Genomic DNA, 20,250 nt, shown 5'->3' with positions numbered 1-20,250 from the left:
GCGAAATGGTGAGTCTAATGTTCTGCTGGCACAAGGAGCGCATCCAAAACATCAAACTCACTATTTCACCTTACGGCTGCAGCGTAAACGTGCGCGTCACGGAGTTGTAGGGGCCGGGAATCATGGTGCCGCTGGCATCTACCAGTTCCAGCTTCACGGTGTTCTGCCCGGCGGGCAGGCCTTCCATCATATAGGGAGCCCACTGGTCGAGCATGAATTCGGTGCCGTTGATGGTAGCCCGCACTTTGTTGCCGTCCGGCGACAAAGTGGTGTTTACCAGATAGAAGTCCAGCATCACCTTCTTGGCATCAGCCCCGGAGTACGTATCCTTGGGGCGGCTGTAGAACAGGTGCGGCGCGGTCAGGTCGGCTCCCAGGGGCTTGGCGGTGGCGGCATTGCCCGCCGTTACTACGCGCAGGTCGTAGGCACCGCGGTGCTTAAGGCTCTCATGGTAGGAGCGCGACAGGAACGACAGCACTACGTGCTGGCCGTCGGCCAAAGGCTTGGTAAATTCGGTGGTATAATGGGCCGTGTAGGGCTCATTGTCCACGATATTGTGAATATGCTGGCCCTTCTCCGAGGTAGCCATTTCGCCGGCGTGCATGCCGCCGGTCATTTTGCTCAGCTGGAAGTTGGTGATGTCGTAGTCGAAGGCAACATTGCCGCTGGCGACGCTGGAGCCAGAGGCCGGCGACTTGAGCAGCAGCTGAGCCTCAGGCATTTTGGGCGAGTCGCTGAACGGAGTCAGGCGCAGACCATTTTTCTCCATCGAAGCCGCCGAACCGCTCGAAATCGTGCTGGCCGTGGCGTTCGAGCCGGACTCCTGTTGCTGGCGGGCCGTATCGCAGGCGGCCAGCCCGAGCAGCATTGCGCTGCTCACCAATAAAGCAGATGCTTTCATGTGGGGAAAGAATGGAAGGGTTTACAAGACTACCGGACCGCTTGTCCGGGCGCGTTTCGACTGCGAAACGACGAATGATTTTTTCAGTACCTTGCGCAATACGTAAGGTTCGCTCAAAAGTATAATGATTTCCTGCTATGGAAGAAAAATTGTTGGAAGAAATTCCGTCCCTCGACCTGGCCGATTTCCGTTCCGGTGACCCGGAGCGCAAGGCCCGCTTTGTTCAGCAGCTGGGCGAAGCGTATCAGAACATCGGTTTCGTGGCACTGAAGAACCACGGCCTCACCGACGAGCAGACCCAGGCGCTGTATCGCGACGTGAAGCAGTTCTTCTCCTTGCCCGATGAGGCCAAGCAGCGCTACGAAAACCCGGCCCTGGCCGGGCAGCGAGGATACATCAGCAAAGGCAAAGAACATGCAAAGGGCCGCAATACCGGCGATTTGAAGGAGTTCTTCCACGTGGGCCAGGAAGTGGACGATGAAAACGACCCCATCCGCCACGAATATCCGGATAACATTTGGCCCGAGGAAATTTCCTCGTTCCGCGAGAGCACCCTGACCACCTACAAAACGCTGGAAGCGGCGGGCAAAGACGTATTGAAGGCCATTGCCCTCTATTTGAAGCTGCCTGAAAACTACTTCGATGACAAGGTACGCAATGGAAATTCTATTCTGCGTCCAATTCACTATTTCCCCATCGAAAACCCCGACGCGGTGCCGGCCGATGCCGTACGGGCCGCTGAGCACGGCGACATCAACCTGATTACGCTGCTGATGGGCGCATCGGCCGATGGCCTGCAAGTGAAGCGCCGCGACGACAAGTGGATTCCCATCACCGCTTTGCCCGACCAGATTGTGGTGAACGTGGGCGACATGCTACAGCGCCTGACCAACGGCGTGCTGAAAAGTACCATTCACCGCGTGGTGAACCCCGCCCGCGAGAAGATGAATTCCTCGCGCTTCTCGGTGCCGTTTTTCATGCACCCGCGCTCCGAAATGAGCCTGGCGGCGCTGCCTAGCTGCGTAACGCCCGAAAACCCCAAGAAGGAAGCCGACATCACGGCCGGCGAGTTTCTGAATGAGCGCCTGATTGAGCTGGGCCTAAAAAAGAAGTAAACCTCTCATTGGCTGATGCTTCGCAATCGGTTGCCGGGGTTGATATCCACCTTGGCAACCGATTTTATTTTGGTAAGTTCGGTGCTGTTGAGGTCTTTTGCCTCGGTTAAAGGCCCCACACTCCCCCTGGTCTTGGAAACGGAAGAAATCCAGCTTGTGCCCCCCGCCCGGAGCCGCCGCGGAGCCCGCACGAAACGGGTGCGGGGCATTATTTTCCTGAAAGACGTGCTCACGCTGGGCCTCACCGCCTTTGGCGGCCCGCAGGCCCACTTGGCCATGATGCTGCGCCTGTTGGTAGACAAGCGCCGCTACCTCACGGCGGCTGAGCTGCTGGAGCTGACGGCCCTGTGCCAGATTCTGCCCGGCCCCACGTCCACCCAAACCATCACAGCCATCGGCTTTCGCCTCGGCGGGCCCAACTTGGCCTACCTCACAGTTCTGGTCTGGATGCTACCCGCCGTGACGATGATGACGCTGGCGGGCCTCACCATCACGTACTTGGATAAAACTCAGGTAACCAATCTGGTGCAGTACGTGCAGCCCATTGCGGTGGGCTTTGTGGCGTATTCGGCCTACAAAATCGCGGAGAAAGTCATTCATACCAAGACCTCGGTGGCGCTGATGGTCGCTTCGGCCATGCTGGCCTACCGCTTTCAGCTGCCCTGGCTGCTGCCGCTGCTGCTGCTGGCCGGCGGGGCCATCACTACGTTTCGCTACCGCAAAATGCCGGTACTGCCCGATAAGCAGCCCTTGCAGATTGAGTGGGCCAACTTCGCGCTGTGGATAGGCGTGCTGATCGGGGCGGCCCTGCTGGGCTCGTATACGCGCCTGCTGCCGGTGCTGCTGTTCGAAAACTTTTATCGCAACGGCAGCCTGGTTTTTGGCGGCGGCCAGGTGCTGGCACCGTTGCTCTACGCTGAGTTTGTGGAATTTAAGCACTACCTAAGCACCCAGGAATTTCTGTCGGGGCTGGGACTGGTGCAGGCCATGCCGGGGCCCAATTTTTCCTTCGCTTCCTACATCGGGGCTCTGGCCATGCGGCGCGACGGCAGCGGCATTGGAGGACAGGTGCTGGGGGCGGTGGTGGCGGCGGCGGGCATTTTTATGCCGGGCACGCTGCTCATCTTCTTCCTGATTCGCTTCTGGGACCAGCTCAAGCAGTACCGGGTGGTGAAGGCTTCACTGGAAGGAATCAACGCCGTGTCGGCGGGGCTGGTGTGCGCGGCTACGTTCCTGCTCTACCACCCACTGCCCGATACGCCGGTGAATCTGGTGCTGGTGGCGGCCACGTTTTTCCTGCTGCTGTGGGAGAAGATTCCCTCGTATGCCATTGTGCTGGCCGGGTTGCTGGCGGGGGCCTTGTTTTAGGCAGTCCGCTCAAGCAACAGCATTAAAAAAGCCATTCCCGACTGAGAATGGCTTTTTTGATGTGTTACAAAACTTTACTCGTTGCTCAGCATTAGGCTTTCGGGCAGGCGCATGAGGTAGTCGCCGTAGCCACTCTTACGTAGCGGCTCGGCGATTTTGCGAAGCTGGTTGGCATCGATGAAGCCCTGGCGGTACGCTACTTCCTCAATCGAGCCCACTTTCAGACCCTGCCGCTGCTCCAATACGCGCACAAATTCGCCGGCTTGCATCAGGCTTTCAAACGTGCCTGTGTCGAGCCAAGCAGTGCCCCGGCCCAGTATGCCCACTTTCAGCTTGCCCCGACGCAGGTATTCCTGGTTTACATCCGTGATTTCATACTCGCCGCGGGGGCTGGGCTTCAGGTCGCGGGCAATCTGAATGACCTCGTTGTCGTAGAAATAGAGGCCGGGCACGGCATAGTTGCTCTTGGGCTTGGCCGGCTTTTCTTCGATGCTGAGAGCTTTCTTGTTGGCGTCGAACTCTACTACGCCGTAGCGCTCCGGGTCGTGCACATGGTAGGCATACACCACGCCACCGTCGGGGTTGTTGTTGGCTTTGAGCAGTTCCTCCATGCCGGCCCCGTGAAAAATATTGTCGCCGAGTACCAGCGCCACTTTGTCGTCGCCGATGAAGTCAGCACCCAATACGAAGGCCTGGGCTAGGCCGTTAGGCACTTCCTGCACCGTGTACTGGAAGTTGCATCCTAGGTTTTTGCCATCGCCAAGCAGCTTCTGAAACTGGGCTTGGTCGTGGGGCGTGGTGATGATGAGGATTTCCTTAATACCAGCCATCATCAGAATTGATAGCGGATAATAAATCATTGGCTTATCATACACCGGCATCATTTGCTTGGACACAGCCAGCGTGAGCGGGTGCAAACGAGTGCCGGAGCCGCCGGCGAGAATAATACCTTTCATAGTGGGGTTTTGGGGTCTTGAAAACTCGGGGCATTAGCTACTAAAGCGTCATTCTTTATCTGTCGTCCGCGAGGTTGAAGCATAACAACTCAAAGCTAATTGCGCTCCGCAATAAAAGCCTGATTCTGCTTAAACCAACTCAGCGTTTTTTGCAAACCCTCACGGATGCGGATCTGTGGCTGGTAGTTGAGCAGCGTGTTGGCTTTGCTGATATCGGCCAGGGAGTCGCGGATGTCGCCGGCGCGGTCGGGGCCGTACTCGGGGGTGATGTCGGAGCCGGCTTCTTCCTTGAGGATGTTGAACAGGTCGTTGAGGGAAGTGCGGTCGGCCACGGCCACGTTGTAGACCTGGTTCACGGCCGCCGGGTTCTGCACCAGCGCGGCTTTGATATTGGCCTGCACGCAATTTTCCACGAAGGTAAAGTCGCGGGTCTGGCCGCCGTCGCCGTTCATGCGCGGCGGCTTGCCTTCCAGTACGGCATCAATGAAAAGCGGAATAACGGCCGCATAGGCTCCATTCGGGTCCTGGCGCGGGCCGAAGATGTTGAAATAGCGCAGCCCGATGATTTCCATGCCGTAGGTTTTGCCAAACACGTCGGCGTACAACTCGTTGGCATATTTGGTCACGGCGTACGGCGAAAGGGGCTTGCCGATGCGGTCCTCCACTTTCGGCAGGGCCTTGTGGTCGCCGTAGGTGGAAGACGAGGCTGCGTACACGAAGCGCTTCACGCCGGCTTCCTTGGCCCCCACCAGCATGTTCACGAAGCCACCCACGTTCACGTCGTTGCTCGTAATCGGGTCGTTGATGGAGCGCGGCACCGAGCCCAGCGCGGCCTGGTGCAGCACCACGTCCACGCCCTGGCAGGCCTCGATGCAGGTCTGCCGGTCGCGAATGTCGCCTTCGATAACTTCCAGCGCCGGATTATCGGCAAACAGCGCCACATTCTTGCGGAAGCCGTTGGAGAAATTATCAAGCACGCGCACCTTTTTGGCCCTGTACTTCAGCAGGTATTCCACCAGGTTGGAGCCAATAAACCCTGCTCCGCCCGTTACCAGAAAGGTCAGGTTATCGAGCGGCTGGTCGTGAAAAGGAGTTTCGTACATTTTTAATGTGCTGATGTGCTGATGTGAAAAATGTGGAAATAAGCTGATGTAGTGACCGTTACGAGTTTAGCACATTAGCACATTTCCACACTAGCACATTTATTCTTGATTGCGGGCTAGCGGGCCGCGTACTGCTGGTTGTAGTATTGCTGGTAGGCGCCGCTGGTTACGTTGTTCAGCCATTCCTCGTTTTCCAGGTACCAATCCACGGTTTGGGAGAGGCCCTGCTCGAAAGTGACGGACGGTTTCCAGCCCAGCTCGTTCATGATTTTGCTGCTGTCGATGGCGTAGCGCAGGTCGTGGCCGGCGCGGTCTTTCACGAAGGTGATGAGCTTGCGCGAAGTGCCTTTTTCCTTGCCGGTTTTCTCGTCCAGCGTGTCGCAGAGCAGGTGAATCAGTTCCAGGTTGGCCCACTCATTCACGCCGCCGATGTTGTAGGTTTCGCCCACTTTGCCCTTGTGGAACACGGCATCGATGGCAGTGGCGTGGTCTTTCACGAACAGCCAGTCGCGCACGTTTTCGCCCTTGCCATATACCGGCACGGGCTGGCCGTGCTGAATGCGGTGAATGGCCAGCGGAATCAGTTTCTCGGGGAAGTGGTTCGGGCCGTAGTTGTTCGAGCAGTTCGAGAGCTTAATGGGCAGACCGTAGGTGTGGTGCCAAGCCCGCACGAAGTGGTCGGAAGCGGCTTTGGAGGCCGAATACGGCGAGCGGGGGTCGTAGCTGGTTTCCTCGGTGAACATTTCGGGACCGAAGTCCAGCGAGCCATACACTTCGTCGGTGCTCACATGATAGAAGGTTTTGCCCTCGTAGCCCAGCGGCTTCCATAGGTTTTTGGCCGCCTGCAACAGGTTCACCGTGCCCATCACGTTGGTTTTCACAAACGCCAGCGGGTCGGTGATAGAGCGGTCTACGTGGCTCTCGGCGGCCAGATGAATCACGGCATCCGGCTCTTCGGTAGCGAAGAGTTGATCGACGAACGCCTGATCGGTGATATCGCCTTTCACCAAGCGGTAATTGGGCGCGTTTTCAATGTCGCGCAGGTTTTCCAGGTTGCCGGCATACGTCAGCGCGTCCAGATTCAGGATCTGGTACTCCGGATACTTGGTCACGAACAGGCGCACCACGTGCGACCCAATGAAGCCGGCCCCGCCGGTGATGATAATTTTCATGGTTTTGATGTGCTGATGTGATAATGTGCTGATGTGGTAATGTGCTATTGGTGAGAATGAGGAAGCCTGCGTTTGGTAGCCGGTATGGACAGCCGGAAGCCAACCCATTCCTGCATCAGCACATCAGCACATTAACGATTTAAACTCTGTTGCCATTTCCAGGCACTGGCCAGGGAGTCTTCCAGCGATGTGGTGGTGGTGAAACCCAGCTCGGTGCTGGCTTTGGTTACGTCGGCGTAGATGGCCGGCACGTCGCCGGCCCGGGGTGGGCCGATGGTGTAGTTGAGCCGCTGGCCAGTAGCGTGCTCGAACGCCTTCACGACTTCCAAGACGCTGTTGCCGTGACCAGTGCCCACGTTGAAGGTTTCCACGGCCGCGGCGGCTTTGCCTTCCAGAAGCCGGCGCACGGCTACTACGTGTGCCTTGGCCAGGTCTACCACGTGAATATAGTCGCGGATGTTGGTGCCGTCGGGCGTGTCGTACGTGTCGCCGTTGATGGTGAGCTTTTCCCGGATGCCGGCGGCGGTCTGCGTCACATACGGAATCAGGTTCTGGGGTACGCCGAGCGGCAGTTCCCCGATCAGGGCCGAATCATGGGCTCCAATCGGGTTGAAGTAGCGCAGCAGAATGGCGCGTAGCGCCACGGCGGGCGCAGCCGCCACATCCTGCAGAATGTCTTCGCACATCTGCTTGGTGGCACCGTAGGGCGAGTTGGCTTTTTTGGTAGGCGTTTGCTCGGTTACAGGCAGCGCATCGGGCACGCCATACACCGTGCACGATGAGGAGAACACCAAAGATTCCACGCCGAATTCGCGCATCACCTGCAACAGCGTCAGCAATGAGCCGACGTTGTTCTGGTAGTATTCCAGCGGCTTTACAATGGACTCGCCCACGGCCTTATAGGCCGCGAAGTGAATCACGCCGCGCAGGCTGCCTTCTTCGGCAAACACCGCCCGCATGGCCTCCACGTCATTGCAGTCGATGCGGTGCAGGGGTACGCTCACGCCCAGAATAGCGCGCAGTCCGGCCATTACCGACTCCTGCGAGTTGCTGAAATCATCAACGATAACCGGCTGATAGCCGGCCTGATATAGCTCTACCACCGCGTGCGAGCCAATATAGCCCGCGCCTCCCGTCACCAGTATTTTCGTGCGCTCCATCTTGAGGTGAAATTGTGAAATAGTGAGATGGTTAGATAGTGAAATAGTGAGATGGTGAGTTTGATGTTCTGATGGCGCTGTCCTGCGCATACAGAACATCAAACTCACCATTTCACCATCTCACCATTTCGCCTTAGAGGCTCCAGTAGTGCATGTCCTCGATCTTGCCGCGAAACAGACCCTTGATATCCACCAGCACCGGATTTTCGGACGTGATGGACTTGAAATAGTCTTCGTTGAGGGTAGCGTAGGGCAAATGGCTTACGGCCACGATGACGGCATCATAGTCCTTGCGCATGTCGTCGGGGGCGGTGAGGCGGAATCCGTATTCGTGGTGCAGCTCATCAGAGCTGGCGTGCGGATCGATGATATCCACGTTCACGGAGAAGTTCTTCAGTTCCTGAATCACATCGGCCACCTTGGAGTTGCGGATATCCTCCACGTTTTCCTTGAAAGTAGCGCCCATCACCAGCACGCGGCTCTTGGCCACGTCCTTGCCGTGCTTGATCATCATCTGCACGGTTTTGCGGGCAATGTAGGCCCCCATGTTGTCGTTGGTGGTGCGCCCGCTCAGAATCACTTTCGCATCGTAGCCCAACTCCTTGGCCTTGTAAGTTAGGTAGTACGGGTCAACGCCGATGCAGTGGCCGCCCACCAGACCGGGCGAAAATTTCAGGAAGTTCCACTTGGTGCCGGCCGCTTCCAACACTTCGTAAGTGTTGATGCTCATGCGGTCGAAAATCATCGACAGCTCGTTCATCAGGGCAATGTTCACGTCGCGCTGGGTGTTCTCGATGATCTTGGCGGCCTCAGCCACCTTGATGCTGCTGGCGCGGTGCACACCAGCCGTAATCACCAGCTCATACACTTTGGCAATCAGGTCCAGGGCTTCTTCATCGCAGCCGCTGACCACCTTCACGATGCGGGCCAGCGTGTGCTCCTTATCGCCGGGGTTGATCCGCTCAGGCGAGTAGCCGACCTTGAAGTCGCCGTTGGCGAAGCTCAGGCCCGAATGCTTTTCCATCACCGGAATGCAGTCTTCCTCGGTGCAGCCAGGGTACACGGTGCTTTCAAACACCACGTAATCACCCTTTTTCAGCACCTTTCCCATCGTGGTGGAAGCGCCGAGCAGCGGCCGCAAATCGGGTTGGGCGTGCTCGTCAATCGGCGTCGGCACGGCCACGATGAAGAACGTAGCCTCGCGCAGCACCTCCAGCGAATCGGTGAAGACGATGTCGCGCCCCTCAAAATCCTGGGCTTCCAGCTCGCCGCTGGGGTCAATGTTATTGCGCATCAGATCGACGCGGGCGGCGTTGATGTCGAAGCCGATAACGCTGATGTGGCGGGCAAATTCGAGGGCAATCGGTAAGCCGACGTAGCCGAGGCCGATAACGGCGAGCTTGGTCTTTTTCTGGAGGAGTTGCTCGTACACGGTTGGGGTCTTAGGGTCTGGAGGACTTAGGATCTTGGATGCTGCTGGTTACGGGCCGCCTCCGTTGGGCTGATACGGGAAACCCGCTGATTGGTCAATAAATACTGTTCGTGGCTTTCGGGGCACTGCGCCCGGCCGGCGGCATCGAAGGCTAGTCGGTGGCCGTGGGCGCTCATCCAGCCGTGTTGCCGGGCCGGGTTGCCGTACACCAGGGCATACGGCGGCACATCTTTCGTGACGACGGAGCCGGCCCCGACAAAAGCGTATTCGCCCAGCCGCACGCCACACACGATGGTGCTGTTGGCCCCAATGCTCACGCCCTGGGCCAACTCCGTGGGCTGGTACTGGTCGCGGCGCGGCACGGCGCTGCGGGGGTTGCGTACGTTGGTGAATACCACCGACGGGCCGATAAACACGTCGTCGGCGCAGGCTACGCCGGTGTAGAGACTCACGTTGTTCTGCACCTTCACGTTGCGCCCCAGCCGCACGCCGTCGGCAATCATCACATTCTGGCCGATGCTGCAGCCTTCGCCCAACTCGCAGCCGGGCATCAGGTGGGCAAAATGCCAGATGCGGCACCCGTCCCCAATGCGGCAGCCTTCGTCGAGGACGGCGGTAGGATGCGCGAAGTAGGCGGGGGTTTCGGTCACGGGCTCGTAATAATCCGCCCACGGGCGGGCAGTTTTTCAGCCGGCAAAGGTAGGGCTTTTCAAAAGTTTATGCGTGCGCCGCCGCAGAAGTTTAGCTAGCCACCCAAACCGCCCCCTAAACCGCGGCGGCGTGAAGTTGAGCCCATTAGCCCGGCCAAGTGGCCCGCAGCATCCGGTCTTTGCCAAACATATCAGCCTTAGGCAGCACCTGCTGATAGCCCAAACCATACAGCAGTGCCACCAGCGCGGCCGCATACTGCTCGTTGATTTCGAAGTACAAGCCGCCGCCGGGCCGCAGATAGCGCCGGCCCAGCTCCGCGATACGACGGTAAAACAGCAGCGGGTCGTGGTCGGGCACGAACAGGGCGGTGGCGGGCTCGTAGTCCAGCACGTTGGGGCGCATCAGGGGCCGCTCATTTTCCAGCACGTAGGGCGGGTTGCTGACCAGCACCGCCAGCGAAGCTGGGGTCAAGCCCGGCGGCTCCTGGCTGAGAATGTCGAGCTGCGCAAACTCAACGGTGCAGTCGTAGCGGGCCGCGTTGCGACGGGCTACGGCTAGCGCCTCCGCCGAAATATCAACAGCAAGAGCTTTTTCGGGCCGAAGCGCCATACTTAGCGCCAACGGAATGCAGCCGCTGCCGGTGCCCACGTCGAGCACGGAAAGGTTGGGCTGGGCTTTATTTTCGTTGATAATCAGCTGCACCAACTCCTCCGTTTCGGGGCGCGGGATGAGCGTGGCGGGCGTCACTTCCAGCTCCAGCCCGAAAAAATGCGCCACGCCCAGCACATATTGCACCGGCTCGTGGCAAAGCAGGCGCTGTTGCAGCGGCGGCACTTGGTTTAAAACGTCGGCCGGTACTGGCTCGGCGGCCTGCATCCGGCGCTGCAAGGGCGACAAATGCAGCAGGTGCTCCACGACCAACGCGGCAATGGCCGCTGCTTCCGGCCCCGGATAAATGGCCTGGAGCGCGGTGCCAAGGTCGGTGGTGAGCTGCCGGACGGTCATTTTTGGGAATTCTGAATGTTGAATTATGAATTATGAATTCCAGGCCTGAGAGGCATACTTGGAGGATGAATGCTGAATATTCGGGAGCCAAGCCATTCAACACTTAAAATTCAACATTCTGAACCCGTACGCTCCTACCTTCGGAACTGCAAAGCTACATTCTCGCCCGGTATGACTGATTTTGATGCCCTTATGATGCGCCGAGCCCTCGATCTGGCCCGCCTCGGCACCGGATACGTCCGCCCCAACCCGCTGGTGGGGTGCGTGGTGACGCACGAGGGGCGCATCATCGGCGAGGGCTGGCACCGGCAGTATGGCGGGCCACATGCCGAGGTAAACGCGCTGGCGGCCGTGGCCGATGCGCGCCTACTGGCCGAAAGCCGGGTGTATGTGACGCTGGAGCCCTGCGCCCACTTCGGCAAAACGCCGCCCTGCGCCGATCTGCTCATTGCCAAAGGCGTGCGCGAAGTGGTGGTCTGCAACCTCGACCCCAATCCGCTGGTGGCCGGGGCCGGCATTGCGAAGCTGCGCGAGGCCGGCATTGGGGTAGAAACGGGCGTGCTGGAAGCTGAAGGCCGCTGGCTGAACCGCCGCTTTTTCACCTTCCAGGAAAAAAAGCGCCCCTATATCGTGCTCAAATGGGCCGAAACTGCCGATGGCTACCTGGCCGGGCCTTATTTTCAGCCGGTGCGCATCAGCGGGGAGCTGGCGCACCTGGCCACGCACCAGTGGCGCACCGAGGAGCAGGCCATATTGGTGGGCACGCGCACGGCTCTGCACGACAACCCGCGCCTGAACGCCCGCGACTGGCCCGGCCCCGACCCCACGCGCATCGTCATCGACAAAAACCTGAGCCTGCCGCCTTCCCACCACCTCTTCGACGGCCAGCAGCCCACGCTGGTCTACACTTACCGCAGCCGCCCCACACAGGGCAATCTGGGCTACATCACGCTGTCGGAAGCCGACGATTTGTTTCCGCAACTGTTTGCTAATCTGCATCAGCGCAACATACAGTCGGTGCTGGTGGAAGGCGGGCCGACGGTGCTTAACTCCCTGCTGCGCGACGGTCTGTGGGACGAGCTGCGCATTCTGCGCAACCGCCAGACGCTGGGTGGCGGCATTCCGGCCCCCAAACCCGGGCTTTCCGGCCTGCACGAGCAATTCACGCTCGGCGACGATGACGTGTTTATATATCTGAAACGCTAAGGAGCCCTTGTGGCAAGGCCGGGCAACTATTTTTTGTCGTTCCGCATCTGTAGTTCCGTCCTCATCTGAACCGGCCATGTCCAACTCCTCTACTTCCCTGCGTAGCGCGGCCCTGATTACGGGTTTTTGCCTGCTGGGCTCCGTTATTGCGGCTCCATTTGCTGAGATGTATGCACTTCCGAAGCTGGTTGTGCCCTACAAGGCGGCGGAAACTGCCCAGAACATTCTGGCCCACCAAGGCCTGTTTACGGCCGCCATCTTCGCCTACTTCCTCACCTTCGTGCTGGACTTGGTGCTAAGCTGGTCGCTCTATATTTTGCTGAAGCCCGTGAGCAAGTCCCTCGCTCAGCTCACGGCGGGTTTTCGGCTGGTGTACACGGTGCTGGCGCTGGTGGCCCTCAACAATATGGTTACAGCTCTACGTCTGTTCACCACTCCGGAGTACACAACGCTCTTTAGTCCGGCACAGGTGCAGGCGCTGGCAATGGTATACTTGCGCGCTTTCAAAAACCACTGGTACTTTGATTTGTCCCTGTTTGGCATTCATCTCGTATTGGCCGGCTACATGGTCTTCAAATCGGGATATATCCCTCGCCTGCTGGGCGTAGCGCTGGTTGTCACGGGGCTAGGCTACCTGCTTACCAGTCTGCGGCCCTACGTGGCCCCCGACCTGAACGTCGATTTTGCGGCCTTCACATTTTATGGGGAACTGCTGTTTATGGGGTGGCTGCTAATCCGGGGCGGACGGATTCCGCAACAGTCCACGCTGCCCGAACCAGCCTAGTAGCCCGTACCTTTGCCTGGTGGAACCCCCGCTCCACAACTTCCTGCTTCACTTGCTTACCTCATGGCCGAAGAACTCATTCTCGATACCACGCTCACTAAGGCCGAAAAATACCGGCAGCTTCTGCCCCAGATTGAAGCGCTGACGACCGGCGAGCCGGATCTGACGGCCAATCTGGCTAATACAGCCGCGGCCTTGCGGCAGGCCTTCGGCTTTTTCTGGGTGGGCTTCTACCTGGTAAAGGGCGAGGAGCTGGTGCTGGGGCCGTTTCAGGGTCCCATTGCCTGCACGCGCATCCGGCACGGCAAGGGCGTGTGCGGGGCTAGCTGGGCGCAGGCCACCACGCTGCTCGTGCCCGACGTGGAGCAGTTTCCCGGCCACATTGCCTGCAGCTCCGAGTCGAAATCCGAAATCGTGGTGCCCATCCTCAAAAACGGCCAGGTAGTAGCCGTGCTGGATGTAGACAGCGACCAGCTCAACGACTTCGACTCCGCCGACCAGCACGCACTGGAACAGCTGATGCAGCTAGCCGCTACTTGGTTCTGAACCACGGATTTGTCCGGATTTTTCGGATTCCACGGATTTTGTGGACGGCAAGCCCAACTGTTCAGGGACTATAAAACGCAGAAAGGCCACCCGCTTGGGTGGCCTTTCTGCTTCCTAAAAAATCTTCCACAAAATCCGTGAAATCCGAAAATTCCGCGGCAAGCCGTGGTCAGACTTTAAGCTGCGCGATAACAGTCTGGCCGCCTTTTACTTTCTCGCCAATCTGCACCTTCATTTCAGTATTGACGGGCACGAAAATATCGACGCGGGAGCCGAACTTGATAAAGCCGAACTCTTCGCCCTGGCTTACCTCGTCGCCCTCATTGACATACCACACAATGCGGCGGGCCATAGCGCCGGCAATCTGGCGGAACAGTACAAAAGGCCCCACTTCCGACTCCACTACCACCGTAGTACGCTCGTTTTTGGTGCTGCTTTTGGGGTGCCAGGCCACCAGATAGTTGCCCGGATGGTATTTGAAGTAGCGCACGATGCCCGAAATCGGGTTGCGGGTGATGTGAACATTGATGGGCGACATGAAGATGCTGATCTGCTTGCGCGTATCGTCGAAATACTCCGACTCATGCACATCCTCAATAACGACCACCTTGCCATCGGCGGGGGCGATAATCAGGTCTTCGTGGGTGAAGAGGCGGCGTGCCGGGCTGCGGAAAAACTGCAGCAGAATGAGAAAGGCGACCAGCGAGGCCCCCACGAAAATGCGGTTGAACGTGCCATTTTCCGCATTAAGCTGAAACAGCAGCAGATTGACGGCCAGCAGCACCAGCAGGGTAAAAAACAGGATCCGTCGTCCTTCTTTGTGAATCTTCATATATCGCAGATTAGCGCTGATTAAAAGCTGATTTCGCTGATTCAGACGCTCTTTCAGAAACAGTACCGGGCCGCTGACGCCGCCCGGCCCCGCCTTTACGTGTCAAACTACACAAAGATAGCCCGAGCCAGCAGGCCCGGGCTATCTTTTCGGTGAAATAGTGAGATGGTGAACTGGTGAGTTTGATGTTCGGCTTGCGCCAAATGCGCCACTTGCGCTACTAGAACGTCAAACTCACCAGTTCACCATCTCACTATTTCACTACTTAGAAGCCGCCGCGGAAGCGGTAGGTCTGGGCTACTTTGTCGATGGCTACCACGTAGGCCGCGATGCGCATCGGAATCTTGTATTTCTGGCTGGTGGTGTACACTTTCTCGAAGGCATCGGACATGATGCGGTCGGCGCGCTCGGTCACCATTTCCTCGGTCCACTTGAAGCCCTGGCGGTTTTGCACCCATTCGAAGTACGAAACCGTGACCCCGCCGGAGTTGGCCAGAATGTCGGGCACCACCATGATGCCTTTCTCGTTGATAATCGGGTCGGCGGAGGCCGAAGTGGGGCCGTTGGCACCTTCCACGATCAGCTTAGCCTTGATGTGGTGGGCGTTGTGCTCCGTAATCACATCTTCCACGGCGGCGGGCACCAGCACGTCTACCTCGGCCAGCAGCAGGTCGTCAGCGTTTTCCATCAGCGTAGCGCCGGTGTAGCCATCGAGGCGGCCTTTGTGGGCATTTTTGTAGGCAATGGCCTCATCGATGTTGATGCCGTTGTCGTTCCAGTAGGCCCCGCTCACATCGGATACGGCCTTGATGGTAACGCCCTGCTCGCAGAGGAGCTTGGCGGCCCAGGAGCCCACGTTGCCGAAGCCCTGCACGGCGGCAGAGGCGGTTTTGGGGTCCATGCCCAGCTTTTTCATGGCGGCCAAAGCCGATACCATCACGCCGCGGCCGGTGGCCTCGGTGCGGCCCAAAGAGCCGCCCATCACCAGCGGCTTGCCGGTAACTACGGCGGGCGAGGTGGCGCCCACGGTCTTGCTGAATTCGTCCATCAGCCAGGCCATTTCGCGGGGACCGGTGCCCATATCGGGGGCCGGAATGTCTTTATCGGGGCCGAAAACGTCTTTCAGGGCCAGCGTATAGCCGCGGGTGAGACGCTCGATTTCGCCGGCGCTCATGCTGGTCGGGTCGCAGATGATGCCGCCTTTGGCGCCACCGTAGGGAATATCTACCACAGCGCACTTCCACGTCATCCAGGCCGCCAGGGCCTTCACCTCGTCGAGGTGCACGTTCTTGTCGTAGCGGATGCCGCCTTTCGATGGGCCCAGAATCGTGTTGTGAATCACGCGGTAGCCCTCGAACACGCGCACCTTGCCGTTGTCCATCGTGACGGGAATGTGCACAATAACCTGCTTGTCAGGCGCTTTGAGCACATCATACGTTTCCTCATCGAGGCCCAGGATTTCCGTGGCCACGTTGAAGCGCGACATCATGGACTCGAGGGGGTTTTCGGCATCGACGCGGGGAGCCGGTTCTTTGTACACCGTGGTGGCAGCCATACGGGGGAGGATAAATTAGTGGGTGGGAAGAAAAGCAGCTGTTCAGCGGTGGGAAACCAGAGCCAGCGGCCGGATTTGAGGCCTCAAAGGTAGTGGTTTATGCCATACGCAGGAAAAAGCGGGGCGGGCAAGGCCACCTGCTTTTACCCCCAAAGCAGCTGCAGCAGCGCCAGCACGGGCAGAATGAACAAAAAGGCATCGAACCGATCCAGCAGGCCGCCGTGGCCGGGCATGATGGTGCCGGAGTCCTTCACGCCCACGCTGCGCTTGAGCATGGACTCGGCCAAATCACCCAGGGGGCCGAAGATGGCTACCGCGCCGGCGGCCACGAGACGGTAGGTGAGCGAAAGCTCGGGCAGCAAATAGCCCATTGCCCAACCCATTGCCAAGGTCAGAAGAAAGCCGCCGATGGCTCCTTCCCAGGTTTTGCCGGGCGAGATTTTGGGGGCCAGCTTGTGCCGCCCGAAGGTTTTGCCCGCCGCGTAGGCCCCGATATCGGACGACCAGACCAGGAAAAGCAGGGCGAAAATGCGGCGGTAGTCGTAGCCGGCCGGGCTTAGCGCCAGCACGCTGAGCAGGCTCATGGGCAGGCTCACGTAGAGCAGCCCGAGCAGTGCCACGCCTACGTTGGAGAAGGGCGAAAGCGCCTGGTTTTCGCGGGGCCACGAGTACATTTCCCGCAAAATCAGCACCACCGGCAGCAGCAACATGATACCCGTCAGCAACAGGCCGGCAGCATGAGCATCGGCCAGCCACCGGGGCAGCCCTACCGCGGCGGGAGCCAGCACCTGGCTAACACCCAGTACCCCTGCGAAAAGAAACAGGCTGATAGTCGTGCCCAGCAACGCCGCCGGCTTGTAGCCTGCCTGGCGCATCATGCGGTAAAACTCCAGCAGCATCTTGGCCTGCACGGCGGCGAAGAACAGCGCAAACGTCCAGGCGCTGTACCACACGCTGCCCAGCAGCAGGGCCGCGCCAATGGCCCCGAAAATGACCCGTTGCGCCAGATTCGACATCGGCTTTTTATCCTCGGTGGGCTGGTCAGGAGCGGGCGGGGCGGGCGTGGGGGAAGCAGGCAAGGAAGCGGGATTCGGGAAGGGAGAAAGGAACTACTGCGGGGCATCGGGGGCGGCGGGCTTTGCCTCAATGATGCCGGTGCTGCCCAGCGTATGGCCGGCGGGCAGCTCGGCGTCGGGCTTCGCTACGGCCACGCCGTGGCTGCTTATAACGTGCATTTCGGTGGGCGGGGCTACCAGCTCGGAGCGCCAGCGCTGGTGCAGAAAGTAGAGTAGGTAGCCGGTGAGCAGCAGCGAGGCTAGCATCCAGGGCAAGGGTAGGCTCTCGGTCGAGTCGGGGTCGAAGGTGGAGGTGGTCCACTCGCGCTGCTGCAGATAGAGCAGCAGCAGCTGAAAGGCGTTCTGGGTGAAGTGGGCTACTATGGGCACCAGAATATTGCCGCTCCACTCGTATAAATAGCCCAGTATCAGCCCCAGCACGAAGCGCGGCACGAAGCCGAAAAACTGGAAGTGAATGGCGCTGAAAATGGCCGCCGCCAGCCACACGCCCGCGTGGCGCGAGCCAAACCACTGCACCAGATTGCGCTGAATAACGCCCCGAAACACCAACTCTTCGCTGATGGCCGGCACAATGGCAATGACCAGCAGCCCTATCAGAAACCGGCCGGTGGAGTTGAAGCGGGTGAGGAACTTGGTGAGCACCTGGGCGCGGGTTTCCAGCTCGCGGGCCTGCTCTTCGAGGCCGTGCATAAAGGCCGGAAAATGCGCCTTGGCGTTCCACTCCACCAGCCCCGACATAAACGGAATGCTGCCCAGCACCAGCAGCGCCGCCGCCAGCAGCCACAGCCCCGATACGGGCCGGCGCGGCATGAAATAGTCGGCCCAGCGGTAGCCCATCAGGCCCACCAGCGCCAGCGCGGCCCCGCCAAACCCGACCAGCAGCAGCAGACCCTGCGAGAGCATCGAAATGGCCCAGCCGTTGGGGTGCGCGGCGGGGTTCTGGGTCACGTTGCCCAGCTCAAACAGGCCCACACCGTAGAGCACATTGCCCAATACACCAATCAGGAAGCCCGCCACGCTGAAGGCCGCAAACATGAGCACCACCAGCAAAAGCAGGTTCACCACGGGATGCAAGCGGCTGGATACGAAACCTTTCATGGGCATTTGGGGTCTGGAAGAGCCTAAAAGACGTAAATTTGCGTCAAATTACTGTAATAGCCTGCCCTGTGGTCTACATCCGCGACATTGCCCTGCCCGATTTCCCGCTGCTGCTTGCGCCCATGGAGGACGTATCGGACCCGCCGTTTCGGGCCGTGTGCAAAGCCAACGGGGCCGATTTGATGTACACCGAGTTCATTTCCTCGGAAGGCCTGATTCGCGACGCGGCCAAGAGCCGCAAGAAGCTCGACGTGTTCGACTACGAGCGGCCCATCGGCATCCAGCTCTTCGGCTCCGACGTGGACACGATGGGCGAATGCGCCCGCATCAGCACCGTAGCCGGTCCCGATCTGATTGACATCAACTACGGCTGCCCCGTGAAGCAGGTGGCCTGCCGGGGCGCGGGCGCCGCGCTGCTGCGCGACATTCCGAAGATGGTGGAGATGACCGCGGCCGTGGTGCGCAACACCCACCTGCCCGTAACGGTGAAAACCCGCCTGGGCTGGGATGAAAATACGCTGAACGTGGAGGAAGTGGCCGAGCGCCTGCAGGATGTAGGCATCGAGGCCCTCACCGTGCACGGCCGCACCCGGGTGCAGATGTACAAGGGCGACGCCGACTGGCGCCTGATTGCCAAAATCAAGGAAAACCCGCGCATCAAAATCCCGATTTTCGGCAACGGCGACATCGACTCGCCCCAAAAAGCGTTGGAATACAAGAACCGCTACGGCGTGGATGGGGTGATGATCGGAAGAGCCAGCATCGGCTACCCCTGGATATTCCGGGAGGTGAAGCACTTCGTGGCCACCGGCGAGCTGCTGGCCCCGCCCACCGTGGAAGAGCGCGTGGCCATGTGCCGGATGCACTTCGAGAAAAGCCTTGAGTGGAAAGGCGAGCGGGCCGGCATCTTCGAGATGCGCCGCCACTATGCCCATTATTTCCGCGGCCTGGAAGGCGCCAAGCAATGGCGTATGCGCCTGGTAGAAACCGGCTCGGTGGCAGAGGTACAGGCGATTCTGGAAGAAATCATGGCCGCGGAGCCGGTGCTGGTGGGGTAGGTTTTTTGGACTTACTCTTTGTTTACCCTGTCATCCTGAGCAGTGCGAAGGACCTTATCGCAGTAGAACGAGTCGTGGCAACGATAGTCGTGCAACTGCGATAAGGTCCTTCGCTCTGCTCAGGATGACAGGCAAATTTTTTGTCGCTGTTTCCCACCTCATCCAATGCCTACCGCCCCCTCCGCTCCTGCCCTCACCACTACCCCGATAGCCGCGCCCGTCCCAGCCCGCACGCCGGCTTCGGCGTGGGTGCTGCTGCTCACGCTGGCCACCATCTGGGGCACGTCGTTTATTCTGATGAAGAAGGGGCTGGTGGTGTTTTCGGCCATGGAGCTGGGGGCGTGCCGCGTGACGGTGGCGGCCCTGCTGCTGCTGCCCTTCGCCCTGAAGCACCTGCCGCAGCTGGAGCGCCCGCGCATCAAGTGGCTGGTGCTGGCCGGCGTAGTGGGCACGCTCATTCCGGCTTTTCTGTTTGCCTACGCCGAAACCAAGCTGGCCTCGGGCCTGGCCGGCGTGCTCAATGCCCTGACGGCCGTATTCACGCTGCTGGTGGGGGCCTTGTTTTTTGGCCAGAAGATCACGCCGCTGCGGGTGCTGGGCATTGTGCTGGGGCTGGTGGGCACGGTGGTGCTGATGCTGCTCGGCGGCAGCGGCGGCGCGGCCACACCCAGCGGTGAGGGCAACGCCTGGTACGGCCTCTACATCGTGCTGGCCACGCTGGGCTACGGCGTGAGCGTGAACGTGATAAAAAGCCGCCTGCACGGCATTCCGCCGCTGGCCGTCACGGGGTTGCTGCTGCTGTTCATTGGCGGGCCGGCGCTGGCCTACCTGCTGGTAGGCACCGGGTTTCTGTACAAGCTTCAGCACGTGGCGGGCGCGTGGAAGGCCTTCGGCTACATTGCCCTGCTGGCTACTATGAGCACGGCCGTGGCCATGGTGCTGTTCAATAAGCTCATTCACCAATCCACGGCGCTGTTTGCGGCTTCCAACACCTACATTGTGCCCATCATGGCCCTGGCCTGGGGCGTGCTCGATGGGGAAGCCTTCAACCTCTGGCACCTGCTGGGCATGGTCATTATTCTGGTCAGCGTCGCCATCATTCACCGGGCTAAGTAGCGCTGCGGAGTATCTGGGGCCTGCTTACTGGCATGACACCCTCGCACAGTGTCATGTCACCCTGTGCGAGAGCCATGTCACGCTTTTTCAGTGCCATGTCACCCTCGCACGGTGGT

At 59.5% G+C, this 20,250-nt stretch carries 19 protein-coding genes; 7 read left to right on the top strand and 12 right to left on the bottom strand.

All coding sequences use genetic code 11. From position 1 onward, the window contains the following. Nucleotides 1–70 precede the first annotated feature (70 nt). The gene (locus BUB62_RS12345; RefSeq protein WP_073110517.1) at nucleotides 71–901 is read right to left on the bottom strand and encodes a hypothetical protein; all 831 of its coding nucleotides are present in this window, start codon (nucleotides 899–901) and stop codon (nucleotides 71–73) included. Nucleotides 902–1,038: 137 nt separating this feature from the next. Here BUB62_RS12345 and BUB62_RS12340 point away from each other — a divergent pair, with 137 nt between their 5' ends. Together BUB62_RS12340 and chrA are read left to right on the top strand one after the other, a co-directional pair. Beyond that, complete coding sequence (locus tag BUB62_RS12340; RefSeq protein WP_073110516.1) at nucleotides 1,039–2,016, top strand: isopenicillin N synthase family dioxygenase; 978 nt, start codon at nucleotides 1,039–1,041, stop codon at nucleotides 2,014–2,016. 132 nt (nucleotides 2,017–2,148) lie between these two features. Next, nucleotides 2,149–3,384: a chromate efflux transporter gene (gene chrA / locus BUB62_RS12335; protein WP_394333423.1), complete on the top strand. Its 1,236-nt coding sequence runs from the start codon at nucleotides 2,149–2,151 to the stop codon at nucleotides 3,382–3,384. 74 nt (nucleotides 3,385–3,458) lie between these two features. Here the strand turns inward: chrA and rfbA are convergent, their stop codons facing one another. From rfbA to prmC, 7 genes are all read right to left on the bottom strand, one after another. After that, nucleotides 3,459–4,340, bottom strand: a complete 882-nt coding sequence (gene rfbA / locus BUB62_RS12330) for a glucose-1-phosphate thymidylyltransferase RfbA (protein WP_073110515.1) — start codon at nucleotides 4,338–4,340, stop codon at nucleotides 3,459–3,461. A gap of 95 nt (nucleotides 4,341–4,435) precedes the next feature. Beyond that, nucleotides 4,436–5,443, bottom strand: coding sequence for an SDR family oxidoreductase (locus BUB62_RS12325; RefSeq protein WP_073110514.1), 1,008 nt, complete (start codon nucleotides 5,441–5,443; stop codon nucleotides 4,436–4,438). Nucleotides 5,444–5,559: 116 nt separating this feature from the next. Then, a complete protein-coding gene (gene rfbB / locus BUB62_RS12320) occupies nucleotides 5,560–6,615 on the bottom strand; it encodes a dTDP-glucose 4,6-dehydratase (RefSeq protein WP_073110512.1) in 1,056 nt (351 codons plus the stop codon). Nucleotides 6,616–6,746: 131 nt separating this feature from the next. Next, nucleotides 6,747–7,775 carry a UDP-glucose 4-epimerase GalE gene (gene galE / locus BUB62_RS12315; protein WP_073110511.1) on the bottom strand — a complete coding sequence of 343 codons (1,029 nt, stop codon included), beginning with the start codon at nucleotides 7,773–7,775 and terminating at the stop codon, nucleotides 6,747–6,749. A 133-nt stretch (nucleotides 7,776–7,908) separates the two neighbouring features. Beyond that, entirely contained in the window at nucleotides 7,909–9,207 is a 1,299-nt protein-coding gene (locus tag BUB62_RS12310) for a nucleotide sugar dehydrogenase (RefSeq protein WP_073110509.1), read from the bottom strand. Between the two features lie 26 nt (nucleotides 9,208–9,233). Continuing rightward, complete coding sequence (locus BUB62_RS12305) at nucleotides 9,234–9,857, bottom strand: acyltransferase (protein WP_073110508.1); 624 nt, start codon at nucleotides 9,855–9,857, stop codon at nucleotides 9,234–9,236. Between the two features lie 145 nt (nucleotides 9,858–10,002). After that, entirely contained in the window at nucleotides 10,003–10,863 is an 861-nt protein-coding gene (gene prmC / locus BUB62_RS12300) for a peptide chain release factor N(5)-glutamine methyltransferase (RefSeq protein WP_073110507.1), read from the bottom strand. A gap of 171 nt (nucleotides 10,864–11,034) precedes the next feature. Between prmC and ribD the strand changes: the two genes are divergently transcribed. The 3 genes from ribD to BUB62_RS12285 all read left to right on the top strand — a co-directional run bounded on the left by ribD (nucleotide 11,035) and on the right by BUB62_RS12285 (nucleotide 13,399). Next, nucleotides 11,035–12,069 (top strand): bifunctional diaminohydroxyphosphoribosylaminopyrimidine deaminase/5-amino-6-(5-phosphoribosylamino)uracil reductase RibD, encoded by a 1,035-nt coding sequence (ribD, locus tag BUB62_RS12295; RefSeq protein WP_073110506.1) that lies wholly within the window; start codon nucleotides 11,035–11,037, stop codon nucleotides 12,067–12,069. A 76-nt stretch (nucleotides 12,070–12,145) separates the two neighbouring features. Further along, on the top strand, nucleotides 12,146–12,853 hold the full coding sequence (locus BUB62_RS12290; RefSeq protein WP_073110504.1) for a DUF4386 domain-containing protein: 708 nt from the start codon (nucleotides 12,146–12,148) through the stop codon (nucleotides 12,851–12,853). Nucleotides 12,854–12,916: 63 nt separating this feature from the next. Then, complete coding sequence (locus tag BUB62_RS12285) at nucleotides 12,917–13,399, top strand: GAF domain-containing protein (protein WP_073110503.1); 483 nt, start codon at nucleotides 12,917–12,919, stop codon at nucleotides 13,397–13,399. Nucleotides 13,400–13,568: 169 nt separating this feature from the next. Here BUB62_RS12285 and BUB62_RS12280 read toward each other — a convergent pair whose 3' ends face one another. The 4 genes from BUB62_RS12280 to BUB62_RS12265 all read right to left on the bottom strand — a co-directional run bounded on the left by BUB62_RS12280 (nucleotide 13,569) and on the right by BUB62_RS12265 (nucleotide 17,960). Continuing rightward, the gene (locus BUB62_RS12280) at nucleotides 13,569–14,231 is read right to left on the bottom strand and encodes a phosphatidylserine decarboxylase family protein (RefSeq protein ID WP_073110501.1); all 663 of its coding nucleotides are present in this window, start codon (nucleotides 14,229–14,231) and stop codon (nucleotides 13,569–13,571) included. Between the two features lie 265 nt (nucleotides 14,232–14,496). Continuing rightward, nucleotides 14,497–15,786 (bottom strand): Glu/Leu/Phe/Val family dehydrogenase, encoded by a 1,290-nt coding sequence (locus BUB62_RS12275; RefSeq protein ID WP_073110499.1) that lies wholly within the window; start codon nucleotides 15,784–15,786, stop codon nucleotides 14,497–14,499. A 143-nt stretch (nucleotides 15,787–15,929) separates the two neighbouring features. Next, nucleotides 15,930–16,865, bottom strand: coding sequence for a phosphatidate cytidylyltransferase (locus BUB62_RS12270; protein WP_073110497.1), 936 nt, complete (start codon nucleotides 16,863–16,865; stop codon nucleotides 15,930–15,932). A 30-nt stretch (nucleotides 16,866–16,895) separates the two neighbouring features. Continuing rightward, nucleotides 16,896–17,960: a CPBP family intramembrane glutamic endopeptidase gene (locus BUB62_RS12265; protein WP_159437458.1), complete on the bottom strand. Its 1,065-nt coding sequence runs from the start codon at nucleotides 17,958–17,960 to the stop codon at nucleotides 16,896–16,898. A 68-nt stretch (nucleotides 17,961–18,028) separates the two neighbouring features. Here BUB62_RS12265 and dusB point away from each other — a divergent pair, with 68 nt between their 5' ends. Together dusB and BUB62_RS12255 are read left to right on the top strand one after the other, a co-directional pair. Then, the gene (dusB, locus tag BUB62_RS12260) at nucleotides 18,029–19,018 is read left to right on the top strand and encodes a tRNA dihydrouridine synthase DusB (RefSeq protein WP_073110494.1); all 990 of its coding nucleotides are present in this window, start codon (nucleotides 18,029–18,031) and stop codon (nucleotides 19,016–19,018) included. Between the two features lie 165 nt (nucleotides 19,019–19,183). Further along, entirely contained in the window at nucleotides 19,184–20,134 is a 951-nt protein-coding gene (locus tag BUB62_RS12255; RefSeq protein ID WP_084539035.1) for a DMT family transporter, read from the top strand. Nucleotides 20,135–20,250 lie beyond the last annotated feature (116 nt).

Source organism: Hymenobacter daecheongensis DSM 21074 (assembly GCF_900141805.1).
Taxonomy (GTDB): Bacteria; Bacteroidota; Bacteroidia; order Cytophagales; family Hymenobacteraceae; genus Hymenobacter; species Hymenobacter daecheongensis.
This window is presented reverse-complemented; position numbering and strand designations above follow the sequence as displayed.